This is a genomic window from Nonomuraea pusilla (assembly GCF_900109355.1).
Classification (GTDB): domain Bacteria; phylum Actinomycetota; class Actinomycetes; order Streptosporangiales; family Streptosporangiaceae; genus Nonomuraea; species Nonomuraea pusilla.
The window spans coordinates 548060-567061 of record NZ_FOBF01000003.1 but is presented as its reverse complement, the minus strand read 5'-3'; the positions used below and the strand labels follow the sequence as shown (position 1 = coordinate 567061).

The following is a 19002-nucleotide window of genomic DNA, read 5'->3' as shown; positions in this document are numbered from 1 at the left end:
CGGGCTCCTCGCGGGCCGGGCCCTCGTCGTCGGGTCGCCGGGCGGGAGCGTGGCGAAGAGCCCATGTCAGGCGTTCGGCGCGTCTGGGGCGCTGGTCCGCGGGGACCGTAAGATTTCCTCCCGTGAAGCCTCCCGCAACCGTCAAGAGGGCCGCCGCCTGGGCCCTGCCGTACTGGACCAGGGGACAGGCCGGGCGCGAAACGCCGCAGGACCTGTTCAGGGTCCTCTACCTGGGGTGGCTGGTGGCGCTCACGCTCAAGCTGCTCGGCTCGGCCTGGGACGTCTCGTGGCACTTCAAGTGGCTGCGCGACGACCTCGCCCCGCCCCACCTGCTCAACTCCGCGGGCACCGCCCTCGTCGTCGCCCTCACCGTGATCCACGGCTACACCGGCTACGGCGTCGACAAGATCGCGCTCAGGCTCATCCAGTGGGGCACCGGCGTGTTCCTGGTCGCGGTGCCGCTCGACCTGATCAACCACCGCGTCAACGGGCTCGACATCACCTCGTGGAGCCCGTCCCACATGATGCTGTACCTCGGCACGTTCTTCATGATCGCGGGGGTGGTCCGCGGCTGGTTCATGGGCGCGCCGCCGGGGCGCGAGCGCACGGTCGTGCTCGGCGCGCTCTTCGCGTTCTTCCTGGAGAACGTGCACTTCCCGGAGCAGCACCAGGAGTACGGCGTGCTGTCGATCGGCGCGTGGGACAACCACGCCACGTACGCCGAGCCGATCCTGCTCCAGTTCGCCGCCGACCAGATGGGCCGTCCCGTCGACCGCGTCATGATGGTCGGCTTCGCCCTGCCCGTGCCCGACTACCTCTACCCGGTCTACGCCGTGGTCGTGGGGGCGTCGGTGCTGGTGGCGGCCCGGTTGATGATCGGCAGGTTCGGCGCCGCCACGCTCGTCGCCGGCGCGTACGTCGGCTTCCGCACGCTGATCTGGCCGCTGCTCACCTTCACCGGCTTCCCGCCGTCGGCGGTGCCGTTCTTCCTGGTGGCGTGCGGCCTGGTGGTGGACGTCGCGTTCCTCGTCAGGATGCCCGCCGCCCGCGCCGTGCTCGGCGCGGCGGGGGTCACGGCGGTCGCGTACGGCGCGCTGGCCGCGCAGAGCGTGCTCCTGGGCCACCTGTACGGCGCCGTCAAGGGCCAGAACGGGCTCCTCGGCGCGCCGCCCCTCGTCCCCGCGTCGGCCCTGTGGGCGGGGCTGGGCCTGATGGCCGTCTGGCTCACCGTCGAATGGCTCGCCGCCAGGCGCGGGCTTCAGCCGATCGAGGCCCGCGTGATCGCCACCGCCACGCCGTAGGCCAGCCCCATCACGGCCACCTCGGCCGCCGCCCAGCCGATCAGGGCGGTGGCCTCGGCCCTGCGCACGGCGGGCAGCAGCCGGAAGCGGATGTGCGCCGCCAGCGGCACCAGCAGCGCCACCAGCGCGGTCTTGGCGACCACGAGCAGGCCGTAGTGGCTGGTCACGATCGCGCCAGGCAGTTCGACGCCGGGGGTGAGCGCCATCGTGCCGAGGCCGTTGGCCAGGCCCGACACCCCCACCAGCAGCAGGCAGAGCGTGGCCAGCCTGGAGAACCGGGGAAGCACCTCGGCCAGCAGGTCCCTGTGCCGCCCCACGAACGCCACCGTCGTGATCAGCCCGCCCGTCCACAGGGCCGACCCCATGACGTGGATCTCCATCGAGATCATGATCGGGTCGTGCCACACCGAGTCGACGGCGTGCCCGGTCACCGGGATGGGCAGCAGCCCGAACAGCGCCACGATCACCCGCAGTTCGGCCGGCACCTTCTCGCCGAACCGCACCGCCATCAGCCCGATGCCGGCCGCCGCCAGTGCGCACGCCGCGCTGAACAGGAGTCCCTGCCCGGTGCCGACGCCGTCGACGTACGCGGCGATCATGCCGAACGTCGGCACGGCGCCCGGGTTCAGTTCGGCCGTCTGGAACACGATCGTGAGCAGGGCGCAGATCGCCCACGCCCATGCGAAGGTCACGGCCAGCGGCCTGACCCGCCGCAGCACCGGCTCCGTACGTGCGGGATCGTCGAAACCGAGCAGCTTGGGCAGCAGGCTCAGCCCGACGACCGCCACGGCGGCGACGTCGAGCAGCACCCGAACCAGCGGCAGCCCGAACGTCACCATCGGGCCCGGCATGGCGATGCCCGGCACGGCCTCCTGCGCGGTGAGCGTGCTGGCGGTGACGGCCGCGACGACGGCGCACACGCCGAAGGCGCCCGCGACGGCCCCGCCGCCCGCCCGCCGCTGCCGCACGTCGGACGCGACGACGCTCACGCCCGCACCCCCTCACCGGAGCCGCCGGCACCGCCATCGTCACCGGAGGCCCCGGCGGCGTCCTCGGGGTGCGGAGCGGCGGGAGGCACGGTGGCCGGTGCTGTGGCCGGTGCTGTGGCCGGTGCTGTGGCCGGTGCGGTGGTCTGCGCGGCGGTGGGGGCCGCGGCCGGTTGGGTGCGGCGGAGGGCCACGACCGTGCCCGCCGCGAGCACGACGAGCGCGCCGACGATCCACACGACGGCCATGCCCGCGCCGCCGTTCGCCGCCGCCTCGGCGGCCTCGGCCGCCCCCGGCCGCGCCGCTTCAGAGCCCGATCCCGCCTCCGCGGAACCGGGTGACGCCCCCGCGGTGCCGGGCGACGCCTCCGCAGTGCCGGGTGACGCCTCCGGGGTGCTGGGCGATGCCGGTGCGGTGCCGGGCGATGCGCTCACGGCGCCGGGGGACGGGGCGCCCGAGCCGGGCTGGGCCGGGTCTCCAGGAGCGGGAGCGGCATTGGTGGCGGTGGCGGAGACGGTGAATGTGATCTTGCCGGTCACGGGGTGGCCGTCGGATGACAGGATGCGGTAGCCGACCACGTACGGGCCGCCCGCGGGCAGCGCCCCGACCTTGACCGACACGCGCTCGGCGGCCACCTCGGCCGCTCCGTCGGCCCAGGACGAGCCGTCGGCGCCGGTCACGGAGACGTGGGCGTACCCCTGGCGCACCGCCTGGTCGAACACGAGCGTCACGCGCGCGGGCGCGGCCGTCAGGGTGGCGCCGTCCTTGGGGTCGCTGCCGACGAGCACGTTGTGGGCCAGCGCGGGAGTGCCCGCCGCCACCACGGAGCAGGTCACAGCCGAACAGGCGAGCAGCAGGACCGTGAGCAAGCGCCGCACCGAGCACCTTCCGTCGAGCCTTCTGGGAACCCGTCTATGGTGCCACCTGCGGCGAACCGGTCCGCCCGTGGTGCGGCGTGCGGGTGGTCGGGGGAGGTCCGGTGGCGCGGGCCGGTCCTCAGGGCGCCGGGGCGGAGGTGGAAGCCCTGGTCAGAGGTCTTCGGTGGTGATTCCGAGCTCCTGGGCCACCGCCTCGCGGACGAGGGCGTTGGCGCGGCGCTTGGTCAGGCTCTTCGGGTGGACGTGCATCTGGATGGCCAGACCGTCGATCAGCGCCAGGATGCGCCAGGTCGCGCCTTCGGGGTCGGCGCAGGTGAAGCAGCCGGTCGTGGTGCCTTCCCTGATGATGTCCAGCAGGAGGGCGCGGCCTCTGGCGTCGATCCTGCGGGAGATCTCCTCCAGTTCGCTGCTGCGCATGGCCTCGGCCCAGGCGTCGATCCAGAGCCGCCAGCCGTCTGCCCCGGCGGCGGGGGAGCAGCGTCTGAGCAGGATGCGCAGCCGTTCCAGGGGGCTGCCGTCGGCCTGCTCGATGTCCTCCAGCGTGCCGAGGTGGAGCCGGGCCGCGTAGCCGAAGGCCTGCGCGAACAGCCCTTCCTTGGTCTCGAAGTGGTAGAAGAGCAGGGCCTGGCTCACGCCTGCCGCTCTGGCGATGTCGAGCGTCCTGGTGTGGCCGAATCCTTGTGCCGCGATCACCTCGCAGGCGGTTTTCAGCAAATCCTCGCGCCGTAATCGGCTGAACCCTGTTGTCACGGTGAGTAACTCTCACTACTGGTCAAAGGTATATGCGGGACAAATCCGCCTTTCGTGATCATGGTACCCGCTCCTCCCGCAGCGGTATTCGTAGGACGAATCGGGCGCCGGTGTCGGAGTCCTCGATGGTCAGCGTGCCCCCGTGGTGCTCGGCGATCTCGCGCGCGATCGGCAGGCCGAGCCCGGTGCCTCCGGCGTCGCGGCTGCGGGACGCGTCCAGCCGGGTGAACCGCCTGAAGACCATCTCGCGGTGCTCGGGAGCGACGCCGGCCCCGTCGTCGAGCACCTCCAGGGTCGCCTGGTGGTTCTTCCTGACGGTGACGATGATCGTCGATTCGGCGTGGCGCTCGGCGTTGTCGAGCAGGTTCGTCAGCAGGCGGGCCAGCCGGAGCCTGTCGCCCGTGACGACGACGTCCGGCTGCAGGCTGGTCACCACCCTCTTGCGCCGCGGCCTGGACGTCTCGGCGGCCACCAGCTCGGCCAGGTCGACGGATTCGAGGTTGCCGGGCGCGCCCGCGTCGAGCTTGGCCAGCGTCAGCAGGTCGGTGACGATGGCCTGGAGCCGGTCGAGGCTGGCCAGCAGCTCGTCGCCCATCCCCTGCCAGTCGGCGTCCTCCGGGTGGAGCATGGCGTCCTCGAGCTGGGCGCGCATGGCCGTGATCGGGCTGCGCAGGTCGTGCGAGGCGTCGGAGGCGAACCTGCGCTGCTGCTCGATCGCCTGCTCCAGCCGCTCCAGGGTCTCGTTGGCGGTGACCGCCAGCGACCTGATCTCGTCGTCGGTGTCGGGCACGGGCACGCGCATGCTCTGGTCGCCCACCGTGATCTCGGCCAGCCTGGAGCGGATGCGGTCGACGGGCGCGAGCGTCCTCGCCACGACGTGGGAGACGCCGATCCCGGTCACCGCCGCCAGCGCGGCCGATCCCGCCAGCAGGAAGGCCAGGACGGCGGGGCTGACGTACCAGGGGACCATGTGGTCGAAGGCGTAGACGAGCCAGTCGCCGTCGTTCTGGTAGACGCGCAGGACGACGAGGATCTCGCACTGTTCCGGGAAGACGCGCAGGCCGCAGACCTCGGTGGAGCGGTTGGCGTTGTCGTCGTCCGGCTCGATCCTGGTGATGCGGGGCTGGCCGAGGAGGTTGCGCGTCGAGGACCTGACGCGGCCGGAGGGATCGACCACCTGCACGCCCTGCAGGTCACTGGTGAGGGCCGGGGGCAGGGTGCCGCGCTTGATCAGGTGCACCACGCGCAGCGCGGTGCTGAGCACCTGGTTGCGCTTGTAGTCGACGGCCGTGTTGTGCACCGCCCACAGCACGAACGCGGTGACCAGCAGGGAGAGCAGCGCCATGCTGACGCTGGCGAACAGTGTCAGCCGCGCCCGCACGGATCTGATCCGCCGTCTCCTCAAACCTTCCCCCCGCTGATCAGGTCATCACACGCGGGGCTCGGGCTCCTAATTCGCGGAGATTCGCCGACAAAGCCGCACTAAACGCCGCCCAAACCTTCCCCTGCGGCCTCCCGGACATCGATCTGTACGGGCCTCCGGCCGCTGGTTAGAGTAAGTGAACACTGATACCGAGGAGGCGACGTGGACCTTGCCGAGTATCGGCGTGCCGCGAGGGCGTGGCTGCTGGAGAACGCCCCCTCCGGCGAGGAGGGCCCCGGCGACCCGGTCGCCCGCGCCAAGGACTTCATGGCCAGGCTGTACGACGCCGGCTACTCCGGCATCACCTGGCCGCGGCGGTGGGGCGGCCAGGGCCTCACCCAGGCCGAGGAGCGCGCGTTCGCCGCCGAGGTGCGCGCGTTCTCCCTGCCCACCTACGTCTTCTCGATCGGGCTCGGCATGACGGGGCCGACCCTGGTGGACCGCGGCACCGACGCGCAGCGGGCCAGGTTCGTACGGCCGCTGCTGCGCGGCGAGGAGATCTGGTGCCAGCTGTTCTCCGAGCCGAACGCGGGCAGCGACGTGGCCGCCGTGCAGACCCGGGCGGTGCGCGACGGCGACGCCTGGGTGGTCAACGGCCAGAAGGTCTGGACGTCGGTGGCGCAGCACGCCGACTGGGGCCTGCTGCTGGCCCGCACCGACGTGGACGTGCCCAAGCACCGGGGCCTGACGATGTTCGTCGTGGACATGCGCCACCCGGGGGTGACGGTCAGGCCGCTGAGGGACATGTCGGGCAAGGCGCACTTCAACGAGATCTTCTTCGACGACGTGACGATCCCCGACGAGCACCGCGTCGGCGAGGTCGACGACGGCTGGAGCGTGGCCGTCACCACGCTGCTGCACGAGCGCCTGTCGATCTCGGCGGGCGTCGGCATGGGCGGGCAGAAGGACGACCCGGCGTCGTTCGAGGCGCTGCGCCGCTCGGTCGACACCTCCGACCCGATCGTCAGGGACGAGCTGGTCGAGCTGCACATCCGCACCCGCGCGCTGGCCCTGTTCAACCAGCGCCTCGCCCAGGAGACCAGGGCCGGGATCTTCCCGGGGGCGCGCGGCAGCGCCGCCAAGCTGCTGCTGGCCGAGCTCACGCTGTTCCAGGCCGACCTCGCCACCCGGCTGGTCGGCCCTGAGTCCGTGGTGGGTGACCACCCGCTGTCGTACGCGATCGCGATGGCGCCCGGCATGTCGCTGGGCGGCGGCACCAACGAGATCATGCGCAACATCGTCGGCGACCGCGTGCTGAACCTGCCGCCCGAGCCGAGGGTGGACAAGGATGTGCCGTTCAAGGACCTGAAGGTGGGGACGCAGGCGTGAAGCTCGTACTCGACGACGACCAGCGCGGGCTGCGCGACGCGGTGCGCTCCTTCCTGGGCGCCGCCTCGCCGCTGCCGAAGGTCCGCGAGGGCTACGACCCGGGGGTGTACGCGCGGTTCAACGGCGAGCTGGGCGCCTCGGGGCTGATCGTCCCCGAGGAGCACGGCGGCGCGGGCGCGGGCTTCGCGGAGCTGGCGGTCCTGCTGGAGGAGACCGGGGCGGCGCTGCTGCCCGGCCCGTTCCTCGCCACCGTCTTCGCCACGATCGCGCTGACCCGCATGCCCCCGGACAAGGAGCTGCTCGGCGGCGTCGCGGAGGGCAGGACCGTCGCCACGCTCGCGCTGCCACCGTCGCAGGCCGTCGCCGCCCGCGTGCGTGGCGAGGGGGCGGCGGTGACCGGCACGCTGGAGCGGGTGCTCGGCGGGGCGGAGGCGTCGGTGCTGCTCGTGCCCGCGCGGGCGGAGGACGGCACGGAGGACGGCGCGGAGGACGGCGCGGAGGACGGCGTGGTGATGACGGCGGTGGACCTGACGGGTCCCGGTGTCACCCGCACGCCCCTGGAGACGCTCGACCTCACCCGCGGCCAGGCCGGCGTCACGCTGGACGGCGCCAGGGGGCGGGTGCTCGGGCCCGCGCCCGACGTCGCCGACCTCCTGTGCGTGGCGCTCGCGGCGGAGCAGCTCGGCGTCATGCGGGCCGCGCTCGACGCGATCGTCGCCTACGCCAAGGTGCGGGTCGCCTTCGGCCGGTACATCGGCTCGTACCAGGGGGTGAAGCACCGGCTGGCCGACATGCACGCCAAGCTGGAGCAGGCCGAGTCGATCGTCAGGTACGCCGCCTGGGCCGCCGACGAGGCCCCGGACGAGCTGCCGGGGGCGGCGGCGCTGGCGCAGGCGTACGTGGGCAGGGCCTGTTTCGAGGTGGCCCGCGATCATCTGCTCCTGCACGGCGGCATAGGTTTCACATGGGAGCACGACGCGCATCTCTACTACAAACGCGCAAAGGCGGACGAAGTACTGCTCGGCCCGCCGCGCGTCCACCGAGCCCGCCTCGCCCGACTCCTGGAGCTGTGAATGGACATCGACGGCCTGCCGGGCTTCTACGCCATCGCCGCCGCCGACCCCGACCGCCTCGCCGTGATCGACACCGATGGCTCCGCCACCACGTACGGCGAGCTCCTGGCGCGCGTCAACCAGGTGTCGCACGGGCTGCGCGCCCGCGGCGCCGGCACCGGCGACGTGGTCGCGGGCGTGCTGCCCAACGGGCTCGACGCCGTGGTCATGCTCATGGCCACCGCCCAGATCGGGCTGTACTACGTGCCGGTCAACTGGCACCTCACCCCGTCCGAGATCGCCTACATCCTCGGCGACTGCGACGCGAAGATCGTCGTCACCGGGGAGGCGAACCCCGTGCCCGGCGCCGAGGTCGGCACCCGGGGGCTGGCCGCCGGGCAGCCCGTCACCCCGCCCGGCGACCGCACCTGCGGGGCCGCCATGTGGTACACCTCCGGCACCACCGGGGTCCCCAAGGGCGTGCAGCGCCCCCTGCCCGGCGTCCCGCCCGAGGCGGTCGCGCCCCTGCACGCCCGGTTCCTCGGCCACATCGTGGACCTCGCGCCCGGCCCCGGCGTGCACCTCGTCACCGCGCCCATGTACCACTCGGCGCCGTGCGCGCACACCCACTTCGCGCTGAACCTCGGCCACACCGTGGTGATCGCGCCGAAGTTCGAGCCCGAGACGGTCCTGGAGCTGATCCAGCGGCACCGGGTGACGAACGCCCTGATGGTCCCGACCATGTTCCACCGCATGCTCCAGCTCCCCGCCGAGGTCAGGGCCGCCTACGACGTGTCCAGCCTGCGCCAGGTCATCCACACCGCCGCCCCCTGCCCGGTCGCGGTCAAGCAGGCGATGATGGAGTGGTGGGGCCCGGTCCTGTACGAGTACTACGGGTCCACCGAGTCCACCGCCGCCTTCGCCGTCAAGCCGCGCGAGTGGCTGGACAGGCCCGGCACCGTGGGCAGGGTCTCGCCCATGTTCGAGGCGTGCGTCCTCGACGAGGACGGCAAGGAGCTGCCGCCCGGCGAACCCGGCCTCGTGTACGTCAAGTCCAGCATGGGCACCTTCGAGTACCGCAAGGACCCGGAGAAGACCGCGGCCAGCATGCGCGGCGAGTGGTACACGCCCGGCGACATCGGCTACCTCGACGCCGACGGCTACCTGTTCCTGTGCGACAGGCGCACCGACCTCATCGTGTCCGGCGGCGTGAACATCTACCCGGCCGAGGTCGAGGCCGCGCTGCTGGAACACCCCGCCGTCGCCGACGTGGCCGTCATCGGCGTCCCCGACGAGGAGTGGGGGCACAGCGTGGTCGCCCTCGTCCAGCCGGTCCCCGGCGTCGAGACCGGCCCGGCCCTCACCGCCGCGCTGCTGGAGCACTGCGCGCCCCGCATCGCCAGGTTCAAGCAGCCGAGGACGGTCGAGTACAGGGAGCGGCTGCCGCGCACCCCCGCGGGCAAGCTCTCCCGCGCCCGGGTGCGCGAGGACTACCTGGCGGAGAAGACCAGCTCGTCGCTGTAGCCCCGGCCGTCGCCCAGGTGGAAGCGGATCGCCAGGGTGCGGCCGGCGGTGTCCAGCACGGACGTCCACAGCGTGCGGAACGGCACGGCCGGGTCCTCGCCCTGCGCGACCGCGCGCAGCGACTCCCGCAGGGCGTCCGGCGACAGGACGCCGCCCCGGCCGCGCTCGTGCAGCGTCCGCAGCCGCCCGTACGTCCCGAACGTGGCCGGGCCGTCCTCCGGCAGGCCCGCCGGGTCGGGGTGGCGGTGCAGCAGGTGGTTGGTGACGCACAGCGGGCCGCCGTCGCCCGCCTCGACGGCGTGCTCGGAGCCGTCCCTGCCGCGCTCCCACACGAACGCGCCGCCGTGCGCGTCGGCCACCAGGTAGTGCAGGGGCGTGCCGTGGTCGTACTGCTTGGCGCCGAGCAGCGCCTGCCTGGCCTGCGCGACGTTCTCGCAGGTGTCCAGCAGGAAGCGGGGGAGCTGCACCGGGTTCACCCCGACCTGCGGCGCGACGTGCTCGGGCGGCGCCGCCCGCTCGATGTCGGCGAGGAGCAGCACCACCGCCAGGCCGGCGGCGTTCACGCCGTCCATGCAGCCGTCCAGCTCGTTCATCGTGACGACGACCGAGGCGAGGCCGCCGTCGGCGGGCACCGTGGTGATCACGTAGGGGCGCGACGCCATCGGCAGCTCGCGCGGCCGGGGCGCGCCGCCCATGACCTCGCTCGTGGTGAGCGGGAAGAAGTCGTAGTTCCGTCCGATCCTGCCGTGCCCGTCGGACGCAGACCCGGGCGGCACCCACAGCGCCGAGCAGCCGGAGCCCTCGGGAACGAAGCCGAGTCCGTCGAGCGCCACGTCGTCCTGGTCGGGGTCGAGGCCGAGGACCTCGGCCGCGCCGTCCATGCGGGCGTGGTGCTGCGGCCAGTGCCGTTCGAACCAGGTCCTGCGCGCCCTGTTCACGGCCGGGTCGGCGGGCGCCGGCGCCCAGCCCAGCCTGCGCGCCTCCTCGGCCAGCGCCGCGCCGATCTCCACCTGGCCACCCGTCACCGTCAGGTGGTGGACGAGCTGGAAGTCGTCCCTGCCCCCCGCGACCTGCGTCAAGTTCCTCATACGGCTCAGCGTGCGAGGCGCGGCTGACCGTCCGCTGACCGGCCGCTGACGGCCCTGCGGTACCGCTCCGCCAGGCGCAGCACGGCCTCGCCCAGCTCCGGCGGGTCGAGCACCTCGAAGTCGACGCCGAGGACGCCGATCCAGGCCGCGATGCCGTCCAGGTCGTCGCCGCCGACGCGCAGCAGGCAGGTGGCGTCGTCCACGGGCTCGGGGACCAGGCTGGGCGGCAGCCCCCGCAGGCGCGACGCGGGCGCGCGCAGCAGCACCGTGCCCCGGTGGCGCCACATCGCGTCCTTCACCCCCTTCTCCACGTACGCCGCCACGTCGCCGTCGCCCGGCAGCTCACGCGGGGTGAACCGGGGCCCGGCCGGGGTGCGCAGCCGCAGGCGGTCCACGCGGAACGTCCGCCAGTCGCGCCGCTCGACGTCGTGGCCGACCAGGTACCAGCGGCCCCGCCGGTGCACCAGCCGGTACGGCTCCACGTCGCGCAGCGTGGCCGACCCGTCGTGGCCCGTGTAGTCGAAGCGCAGCCGCTCGCGGTCGCGCGCGGCGTTCGCGATCGTGGTGAGCGTCTCCGGGGCCACGGCCTGGCCCTCCGCCGCGAGCCGCACCGGCACCTGCACCGTGTACGCGTTCAGCGCCCCCACCCGGCGGCGCAGCCGCGCCGGCAGCACCTGCTCCAGCTTGGCGAGGGCCCGCACCGAGCTCTCCTCGATGCCCTCGACCCCGCCGCCCGCCGCCCGCCCGAGGCCCACGGCGACCGCCACCGCCTCCTCGTCGTCGAGCAGGAGCGGCGGCAGCGCCGCGCCCGCGCCCAGCCGGTAGCCGCCCGCGACGCCCGGCGTCCCGTGCACCGGGTAGCCGAGGCTGCGCAGGCGCTCCACGTCGTTGCGGATCGTCCTGGTGGTGACGCCGAGGCGGGCGGCCAGCTCGGGGCCGGGCCAGTCCCGGTGCGCCTGGAGCAGGGAGAGCAGCTTGAGCAGGCGTGCCGACGTTTCGAGCATGCCGACCAGTGTGCCCGCTATCGCGGCAAGAGTCCTTCCGCGTCCATGACGACCACGAGCTTGCCGAGGAAGTGGCCGTCCTGGCTGCGGCGGTGGGCGTCCGCCACCCGCTCCAGCGGGAACGTCTCCGCCACCGGGACGCGCACCGCTCCGGGGTTCGGGGGCGGCGCCGCGTGCCCGCCGCTCGACGAGAACCGCACGCCGTGCCGGGCCGCGCCCGCCGGGTCGGCGATGGTGACCACCCGGTCGGGGCCGCCCGCCAGCTTCACCGACACCTCCAGCACGTCGCGTCCCGAGGCGTCCAGCACCTTGTCCACCGGCCCCGGCACGCGCTCCTCCAGCCCCTCGCCGTACGTGACGGGCTCGATCCCCAGTTCCTTCAGCCGCGCGTGGTGGCGCTCGCTGGCGGTGCCCACGACCCGCACCCCCTCCGCCGCCGCGAGCTGCGCGGCGGCCAGCCCCACGCCGCCCGCCACCGCGTGCACCAGCAGCGTCTCGCCGGGCCGCGGGCCGAGCAGGAGCAGCGCGCGGCGGGCCGTCTCCAGGGCGACGGGCAGCGCGGCCGCCTCCTCGAACGACAGCCCGTCCGGGATGGGAGCCAGCGTGGAGGCGTCGGCGAGGGCGTGCGTGGCGACCGCGCCCGGCGGCGCCTGGCCGAACACGGGCAGCCCCAGCGGCAGCCCCTCGACGCCGGGACCGAGCGCGTCCACCGTGCCGGCCAGCTCCATGCCGGTGCCCACCGGGCCCTGCGGCGCGCCGCCCATGAGGCCCGCGCGCAGCTTCCAGTCGATCGGGTTCACCCCGGCGGCGCGCACCGCGACCCGGACCTGGCCGGGGCCGGGCTGGGGGAGCGGCACCTCCTCCACCTCCAGCACCTCGGGCCCGCCGTGCCGCCGGTACCTGGCCGCCCGCGCGGTGGCCAGCAGCACCGCCTTGCCGACCAGCGCGCGCGACTCCAGGGCCGCGTGCGCCTCCGGCGCCCGCTCCAGCGGGACGGCCAGGCCGATCTCGGTCGCCAGGCGGCCGGCCGCGGCCTCCTCCATCGTCCTGGCCGCCAGCCGCCTGAACTCCTCGGGCCCGAACCGCACCTGCTCCATGCCGACGAGCCGCACACCGCGCCGCTCCGCCTCGGCCTGGTCGACGGGCGCGGTGGAGCCGCTCGGCACGCCGTAGGCGAAGAACACCCCGCCGGGGGCGACGAGCCGGAAGGCCGCCCCGCCGACCTGCCCGCCCACGCCGTCGAGGACGACGTCGAACGCCCGCCCGCCGTGCTCCTCCGGGTCGGTCAGCGCGGCGTAGTCCACCGTCTCGGCGGCGCCGTACCGCAGGGCCGCCTCGCGCTTGGCCTCCCCGCGCGCCGCCGCCGTCACCCTGGCGCCCGCCGCGGCGGCCAGCATGACTAGCGGCAGCCCCAGCCCGCCGCCCGCCCCGGTGACCAGCACCCGCGTGCCGGGCCCGAGCCCGGCCGCGTCCGTCAGGCCGAGAGCCGCGGGGCCCACCTGGAGCAGCGCCGCGGCCCTGCGCAGGCTGAGCCCGCCGGGCACCTCCACCAGCGTGTCCACGCCGGCCGCCACCCGTTCGGCGTACCCGCCGCCGCCCGGCAGCAGCGCCGCCACCCGCCGCCCCACCCAGCCGGGATCGACGCCCTGGCCCGCCGACAGCACCCGCCCCGCCACGCCGGTGCCCGGCACGAACGGCGGCCGGTTCGGGAACCACTCCTGCCCCCAGCCCGTACGCAGCTGGGCGTCCAGCGACATCACGTCCACCACGGACACGCCGATCACGACCTGCCCCGGGCCCGCCTCGGGCTCCGGCGCGTCCGCCGGCCTGAGCACGTCGGGCCCGCCGAATCTCGTCACCTCGATCACCTTCATGCACCCGAGGGTGCAACCTCAAGCCTGCTTGAGGTCAACTACGGGAAAGGGCGGGGCGCGTCCGGGGGGCCGGGCGCGCCCCGCCCGGCGTGCGCGTCCGGGGGGCTCGGCGCGCACCGAGGGGTGGCGGGGGGTCAGACGAGGGGGCTGAGGTGGCGCCGCATGACGCAGGCGTTGGGGAAGTCGCGGGCGTAGTCCGTCTCGGTGTCACCCCAGTGGCCCCGGACCTCGGCGCGCACCGGCTGGTACAGGAAGGTGCACGGCCGGTCGTCCACGGGCAGCGCGTCGATGTCGCCGTCCACCTCGCGCAGCGCGTCGCACGCCTCCTCGGGGCGCGGGTGGATGCCGCCGTCGGGTTCGCAGGTCAGCCGCATCGAGCGCGCCTCGCCCGCGGCCGTTCGGACGGTGATGAACAGCTCCGCCCCCGGCCGCCGGGCCGTCGCGTCGGCCCGGGCGGTCAGGCAGGAGGCGGCGAGCGGCGCGGCCACGCAGAGGGTGATCGCGGCGAACCGGCGGGCGGCCGTCGTCGCAACGGTCATGGGACCTCCCAGGTCGGCGGCGCGTCCTCGGGGATGAGGACGCGCACGCTCCTTTCAGTACCGTCCGTGACCGGGCCGCCACCCTTACCGGAGAGACAGCTCTCCGTAACCGTTCGATCGCGAAGAGCTACCCACGCCCGAGAGTCGCCTCGACCAGGCCCCGCAGCAGGGCCGTACGCCCCGGCATCTCGGCCAGGACGACGTGCTCGTGGTCGGCGTGCGCCCCGCCGCCCACCGCTCCGAGCCCGTCGAGCGTGGGACAGCCCACCCCGGCCGTGAAGTTGCCGTCGGACGCCCCGCCCACCGCGGCCGACGCGAGCGGCGCGAGGCCCAGCTCCGCCGCCAGCTTCTGGGCCAGCGTGTAGAGCCCGGCGGACATCCGCGCCTCCAGCGGCGGCCGGTTCGGGCCGCCCTGCACCTCCAGCCGCGTGCCCGGCACGACCGGGCGCAGGGCCCGCATCTCCGCGTCCACCCTGGCCTGCTCCGCGAGCGTCTCCACCCGGACGTCCACCCCGACCGTGGCCCGCGCGGGGACGGTGTTGAACGTCGTGCCGCCCGACAGCACGGTCGGCGTGACCGTGGTGCCGCCCGAGCCCAGCCCGGCGATCGCCAGGATCTGGTGGGCCAGCTCCACGCCCGCGTTCGCGCCCTTCTCCGGTTCGAGCCCGGCGTGCGCCGCCTTGCCGTGCACGTCCACCGTGTAGAGCGACGTGCCCTTGCGGGCCGTCTTCAGCGCGCCGCCGTCGGCGCTCGCCTCCGTGACGAACGTGGCGGTCAGCCCGCGCGCGGTGTCCTCGATCAGCTTCGAGGAGGTGGCGGAGCCGGTCTCCTCGTCGCCCGTGACGAGCAGCGTGACCCCGTCGAGCGAGCCGAGCCCGGCGAGCGCGTGGAACATCTGCACCAGGCCCGCCTTCATGTCGAACACGCCGGGCCCGCGCGCCACGCCGTCGGCCACCGACCAGGGATGGGTGCGCAGCGTGCCGATGGGCCAGACCGTGTCGTGGTGCCCCAGCAGGAGGACCCTCGGCGTGCCGAACGTCCAGCGCAGGTGCGTCACGCCGTCGATCACCAGGAGCTCGGGCCGCGCGCCCAGGTGGCGGGCGCCCATGCCGGCCACCACCTGCGCGCTGCGGGCGACGGCCTCCAGGTCGCTGGAGAACGACTCGCAGGTGACCAGTTCCTCGAGGTCCTGCACCAGGGCGGCGGACTGCGCCGACGACCCGCTCACGCGAGCCGCTCCCCGAGGAAGCGGCGGACGTTCCCACCGATGATCTTCTCGACGTCCTTCTCAGGAAGGCCGCGCGCGAGCAGGCCCTCGGTCACCATGGGCAGCCCGGACGGGCCCTCCAGCCCGGGGATCGCCGCCAGCGGGTCGAGGTCGCCCGCGACCACGCCCTCGCAGCAGGGCGGCGTCAGGTCCTCCATGATCTCGCGGATGAAGTCGGGGCCCAGCCCGACGTGGTCGACGCCGGCGACGTCCGCGATGTGCTCGATGTGGTCGAGCAGGTCGTCGAGCGTGGCGTCGCGGCCGCCCGCGAGGAACGGCGCGAAGAAGTTCACGCAGACCACGCCGCCCGTCGCGGCGACCCCGCGCAGCTGCTCGTCGGTGAGGTTGCGGTGGTGGTCGCGCAGGGCGCGGGCCGAGGAGTGCGTCGCCATGACCGGCTTGGTCGCCAGGTCGAGGACGTGTGCGACGCCCGAGGCGCCGAGGTGGGAGACGTCGAAGACGATGCCGAGGCGCTCCATCTCCTTCAGCGCGGCCACGCCGTGCGAGGTCAGGCCGCTGCCGGTGGCGTCCTCGGCGCTGCCGTCGGCCAGCGGCGTGCGGCCGAAGTGCGCGATCGACGCGATGCGCACCCCGAGCCGGTGGACGGTCGAGATCAGCTCCACGCTCGCGTCGAGCCCCGGCATGCTCTCCATCGCCAGCACGAGCGCGATCAGGCCCTCGTCGAGCGCCCTGTCGATGTCGCCCGCGTCCAGGCAGAGCCGGACGCTGTCGGGGTTGCCCTCGGCGATGACGTGCGCGCACTCGATCATCCGCAGCGTCTGCCTGAGCGCGCCCTCCGGCCGGTACTGGTCGTCGATGAACACCGGCAGCACCTGCAGGTTCACCCCGCCCTCCACGAGCTGCGGCAGCCAGCGGCGGCGGAAGAACGAGGCCCACTGCCCCGGCGGCCGGGCGGAGACGGCCATGAGGAGGTCGTTGTGGGTGTCGGCCACGACGGCGCTTCGGTGCAGGGGATTCGTCATGCGTGGACGGTATCGCGCGGCCCCGGCCTGCTCCAATGCGCGACAGAACGGATTTCCCGCCCCGTTTTCGTCCTCCCGGACGGAGATCGCCCGGCACCTCCGGTGACACCCCCGCGTCCCCTGCACCGATAGTCTGCGCAGGTGGCTGCAGTGACGCTGACGAACGTGATCGAAGTGCTGGAGGCGGCCTACCCGCCCGCGCGGGCGGAGTCCTGGGACGCGGTCGGCCTGGTCTGCGGTGACCCCGCCCAGGAGGTGCGGCGGGTGCTGTTCGCGGTCGATCCCGTCGCGGCGGTGGCCGAGGAGGCGCTGGAGTGGGACGCCGACCTGATCGTCACCCACCACCCGCTCTACCTGCGCGGCACCACGACCGTCGCCGCCGACACGCCGAAGGGCCGCCTCGTCCACACCCTCATCAGACGGGACGTCGCCCTCTACACCGCCCACACCAACGCCGACGTCGCCAACCCCGGCGTCTCCGACGCCCTCGCCAGGGCGGTGGGCCTGACCGGTGACCTGGTGCCGCTCCAGCCGTTCCCCGACGACCCCTGGCGCGGGCTCGGCCGCGTCGGCGAGCTGCCCGAGCCCCTCACCCTCGGCGAGTTCGCCGCGCGGGCCGCCGCCGGGCTCCCCAGGACGTCCGGGGGCATCCGCGTGGCGGGCGACCTGTCGAGGACGGTCACCCGCGTCGCCGTGAGCGGCGGCGCCGGCGACTCCCTCCTCGGCACGGCCCGCGCCGCCGGCGTGGACGTGTTCCTCACCGCCGACCTCAGACACCACCCGGCCAGCGAGTTCGTGGAGTCGGGAGGCCCCGCGCTCATCGACGCCGCCCACTGGGCCACCGAGTGGCCATGGCTCGACAGCGCGGCGTCCATCCTGGCCTCCAGTGGCGTTAACGTTGAGACGCGCGTCTCCGCCACGGTCACCGATGCTTGGACAAGAGGATATTGATCATGAAAGCAGCCCCTGAGTCACAGAAGCGCCTGCTCGACCTGGCAGAGCTCGACTCCGTGATTGATCGCCTGGCGCACCGCCGCCGCACCCTGCCCGAGCTGGCCGAGATCGACGAGCTGGCCAAGCGGCTCGCCAGGCTCGCCACCCAGGTGATCGAGGCCGAGACCGAGGCGGGCGACCTCGCCCGCGAGCAGACCAAGGCCGAGAGCGACGTCGACACCGTGCGCGCCCGCGCCGAGCGCGACCAGAAGCGCCTCGACTCTGGGGCCGTCACCTCGCCCCGAGACCTGGCGAGCCTGCAGTCCGAGATCGGCTCCCTCCAGCGCCGCCAGGGCGACCTGGAGGAGGTCGTCCTGGAGATCATGGAGCGCCGCGAGGCCGCCGACACCAAGGTCCGCGACCTCGTCGCCCAGCGCGACGAGGTGGCCGCCGCCCGCGCCGCCGCCGAGGACCGCCGCGACGCCGCGTTCGCGGAGATCGACAAGGAGGCCGCCGACGCCCAGGGCCGCCGCACCGCCGTCGCCGCCGAGATCCCCGCCGACCTGCTCGCCCTGTACACGAAGCTCAAGGACCAGTACGCCGTGGGCGCCGCCATGCTCCGCCACGGCCGCTGCCAGGGCTGCAAGGTGGCTCTGTCGATCGCCGAGATGAACGCCATCAAGGCCGCGCCCCACGACGAGGTGCTGCGCTGCGAGGAGTGCCGCCGCATCCTTGTCCGCACCCCCGAGTCGGGCCTGTGACCCCGAGCTCTTCCTCGGCCTCGTACGTCGTCGAGGCCGACGGCGGCTCGCGCGGCAACCCAGGCCCGGCCGGCTACGGGGCCGTCGTCAAGGACGCCTCCGACGGCCAGGTGCTGGCGGAGGCGGCCGAGGCCATCGGCGTCACCACGAACAACGTCGCCGAGTACCGCGGCCTCATCGCCGGCCTGCGCGCCGTCCTCGGGCTGGCGGGCGAGGGCGCGTCCGTCGCGGTCCGCATGGACTCCAAGCTCGTCGTCGAGCAGATGGCCGGACGCTGGAAGATCAAGAACGAGGGGCTGCGGCCCCTCGCGCTGGAGGCGCAGGGCCTGGCCAGGCGGCTGCGCGTCACGGAGTGGACCTGGATCCCGCGCGAGCGCAACCAGCACGCCGACCGGCTGGCCAACGAGGCCATGGACGCCGCCGCCAAGGGCCTGACCTGGAAGGCGGGCGGCTCCGCCGAGCCCGCCGCCCCGCCCCTCGCCGAGCCCGCGGGCGCCGCCCCGGGCCTGGCGCGTCCCTCGGGCGCGGCGCCGTCCGCGCCCCAGCAGACCGACCTGCTCGACGCCGGTGACATCGCCGAACTGTCCGCCCCCGCCGCCTCCGTCGCGGCGGCGCAGCAGCGCGGCACCGGCTGGCGGCCGCCCACCCGGGTCGCCACCTCGCTGCTCCTGCTCAGGCACGGCGAGACGCCGCTGTCGGTGGAACGCAGGTTCTCCGGTCTCGGCGACCCCGAGCTGACCGCCAACGGGCTCGCCCAGGCCGCCGCCGCGGCCGAGCGGCTGTCCAAGGAGCCGTACCGGCCGGATGTGATCGTCACCTCGCCGTTGCGGCGCGCCAGGCAGACGGCGGAGGAGGTGGCGCGCCGCACCGGCCTGCCCGTCGAGGTCGTCGAGGACCTGCGGGAGACCGACTTCGGCGCCTGGGAGGGGCACACGTTCACCGAGGTGCGCCGCCGCTGGCCCGCCGAGCTCGACACCTGGCTCGCCGACCCCGACGTCGCCCCGCCCGGCGGCGAGAGCTTCGCCGCGGCGGCCGGCCGCGTCCAGGCGGCGGGGGAGCGGCTGGTCGAACAGTACGAGGGCAGGACCGTCCTCGCCGTCTCGCACGTCACGCCGATCAAGCTGCTGCTGCGGTTCGCGCTGATGGCGCCGCCGCAGTCCCTCTACCGGATGCACCTCGACCTGGCCTGCCTGTCGCTGATCGAGTACTACGCCGACGGCCCGGCCGTCGTGAAGTCGTTCAACGACACCGCGCACCTGCGCTGAGCCTCGGGGCCGTGCCGGGTACCGCCAGAACACCCGGCACGGCCG

Annotated in this window: 17 protein-coding genes and 1 pseudogene; 7 read left to right on the top strand and 11 right to left on the bottom strand. The window is 74.2% G+C overall.

The genetic code is table 11. The features are described from left to right. The first annotated feature begins 122 nt into the window (after window positions 1–122). On the top strand, window positions 123–1301 hold the full coding sequence (locus BMX74_RS08590) for a hypothetical protein (protein ID WP_236714962.1): 1179 nt from the start codon (window positions 123–125) through the stop codon (window positions 1299–1301). Here BMX74_RS08590 and BMX74_RS08585 read toward each other — a convergent pair. The 4 genes from BMX74_RS08585 to BMX74_RS08570 form a co-directional block, all read right to left on the bottom strand. Next, window positions 1259–2290 (bottom strand): copper resistance D family protein, encoded by a 1032-nt coding sequence (locus BMX74_RS08585; protein WP_055506024.1) that lies wholly within the window; start codon window positions 2288–2290, stop codon window positions 1259–1261. The genes BMX74_RS08590 and BMX74_RS08585 overlap by 43 nt on opposite strands. Next, window positions 2287–3165 (bottom strand): copper resistance CopC family protein, encoded by an 879-nt coding sequence (locus BMX74_RS08580; protein WP_082535313.1) that lies wholly within the window; start codon window positions 3163–3165, stop codon window positions 2287–2289. The genes BMX74_RS08585 and BMX74_RS08580 overlap by 4 nt, the downstream gene beginning before the upstream one ends. 150 nt (window positions 3166–3315) lie before the next feature. Then, on the bottom strand, window positions 3316–3879 hold the full coding sequence (locus BMX74_RS08575) for a TetR/AcrR family transcriptional regulator (protein ID WP_236714961.1): 564 nt from the start codon (window positions 3877–3879) through the stop codon (window positions 3316–3318). Between the two features lie 94 nt (window positions 3880–3973). Further along, window positions 3974–5296: a sensor histidine kinase gene (locus BMX74_RS08570; protein WP_236714960.1), complete on the bottom strand. Its 1323-nt coding sequence runs from the start codon at window positions 5294–5296 to the stop codon at window positions 3974–3976. Window positions 5297–5500: 204 nt separating this feature from the next. Between BMX74_RS08570 and BMX74_RS08565 the strand changes: the two genes are divergently transcribed. From BMX74_RS08565 to BMX74_RS08555, 3 genes are read left to right on the top strand one after another with little or no spacing between them, the layout of a single operon-like run. Continuing rightward, window positions 5501–6667, top strand: coding sequence for an acyl-CoA dehydrogenase family protein (locus BMX74_RS08565; RefSeq protein ID WP_055506021.1), 1167 nt, complete (start codon window positions 5501–5503; stop codon window positions 6665–6667). Further along, window positions 6664–7740, top strand: coding sequence for an acyl-CoA dehydrogenase family protein (locus BMX74_RS08560; protein WP_055506020.1), 1077 nt, complete (start codon window positions 6664–6666; stop codon window positions 7738–7740). The genes BMX74_RS08565 and BMX74_RS08560 overlap by 4 nt, the downstream gene beginning before the upstream one ends. Continuing rightward, window positions 7741–9243, top strand: coding sequence for an AMP-binding protein (locus tag BMX74_RS08555; RefSeq protein WP_055506019.1), 1503 nt, complete (start codon window positions 7741–7743; stop codon window positions 9241–9243). On the opposite strand, the gene BMX74_RS08550 is transcribed toward BMX74_RS08555, so the two are convergent. The 7 genes and pseudogenes from BMX74_RS08550 to BMX74_RS08525 all read right to left on the bottom strand — a co-directional run bounded on the left by BMX74_RS08550 (window position 9210) and on the right by BMX74_RS08525 (window position 15998). Further along, window positions 9210–10331: a C45 family autoproteolytic acyltransferase/hydrolase gene (locus BMX74_RS08550; protein WP_218153915.1), complete on the bottom strand. Its 1122-nt coding sequence runs from the start codon at window positions 10329–10331 to the stop codon at window positions 9210–9212. The genes BMX74_RS08555 and BMX74_RS08550 overlap by 34 nt on opposite strands. A gap of 5 nt (window positions 10332–10336) precedes the next feature. Continuing rightward, window positions 10337–11335, bottom strand: coding sequence for a helix-turn-helix transcriptional regulator (locus BMX74_RS08545; RefSeq protein WP_055506017.1), 999 nt, complete (start codon window positions 11333–11335; stop codon window positions 10337–10339). A 17-nt stretch (window positions 11336–11352) separates the two neighbouring features. Beyond that, window positions 11353–12258, bottom strand: a complete 906-nt coding sequence (locus BMX74_RS46605) for an NADP-dependent oxidoreductase (protein WP_176573492.1) — start codon at window positions 12256–12258, stop codon at window positions 11353–11355. A 12-nt stretch (window positions 12259–12270) separates the two neighbouring features. Further along, window positions 12271–13209 (bottom strand): annotated as a pseudogene (locus tag BMX74_RS46600) (zinc-binding dehydrogenase); the annotation flags it as partial. Window positions 13210–13343: 134 nt separating this feature from the next. After that, window positions 13344–13748, bottom strand: a complete 405-nt coding sequence (locus BMX74_RS08535; protein WP_055506016.1) for an SSI family serine proteinase inhibitor — start codon at window positions 13746–13748, stop codon at window positions 13344–13346. Between the two features lie 127 nt (window positions 13749–13875). Continuing rightward, window positions 13876–14976, bottom strand: coding sequence for a M20 family metallopeptidase (locus BMX74_RS08530; RefSeq protein ID WP_256256833.1), 1101 nt, complete (start codon window positions 14974–14976; stop codon window positions 13876–13878). Continuing rightward, window positions 14973–15998 (bottom strand): dipeptidase, encoded by a 1026-nt coding sequence (locus BMX74_RS08525; protein ID WP_091099413.1) that lies wholly within the window; start codon window positions 15996–15998, stop codon window positions 14973–14975. Before BMX74_RS08525 ends, BMX74_RS08530 begins: the two co-directional genes overlap by 4 nt. Before the next feature lie 150 nt (window positions 15999–16148). Between BMX74_RS08525 and BMX74_RS08520 the strand changes: the two genes are divergently transcribed. The 3 genes from BMX74_RS08520 to BMX74_RS08510 are packed head-to-tail and all read left to right on the top strand — an operon-like array spanning window position 16149 to window position 18957. Then, window positions 16149–16949 (top strand): Nif3-like dinuclear metal center hexameric protein, encoded by an 801-nt coding sequence (locus BMX74_RS08520; protein WP_091099411.1) that lies wholly within the window; start codon window positions 16149–16151, stop codon window positions 16947–16949. Window positions 16950–16951: 2 nt separating this feature from the next. Beyond that, window positions 16952–17692 (top strand): zinc ribbon domain-containing protein, encoded by a 741-nt coding sequence (locus BMX74_RS08515; RefSeq protein ID WP_091099409.1) that lies wholly within the window; start codon window positions 16952–16954, stop codon window positions 17690–17692. Further along, complete coding sequence (locus tag BMX74_RS08510) at window positions 17689–18957, top strand: bifunctional RNase H/acid phosphatase (protein WP_091099407.1); 1269 nt, start codon at window positions 17689–17691, stop codon at window positions 18955–18957. The genes BMX74_RS08515 and BMX74_RS08510 overlap by 4 nt, the downstream gene beginning before the upstream one ends. Window positions 18958–19002 lie beyond the last annotated feature (45 nt).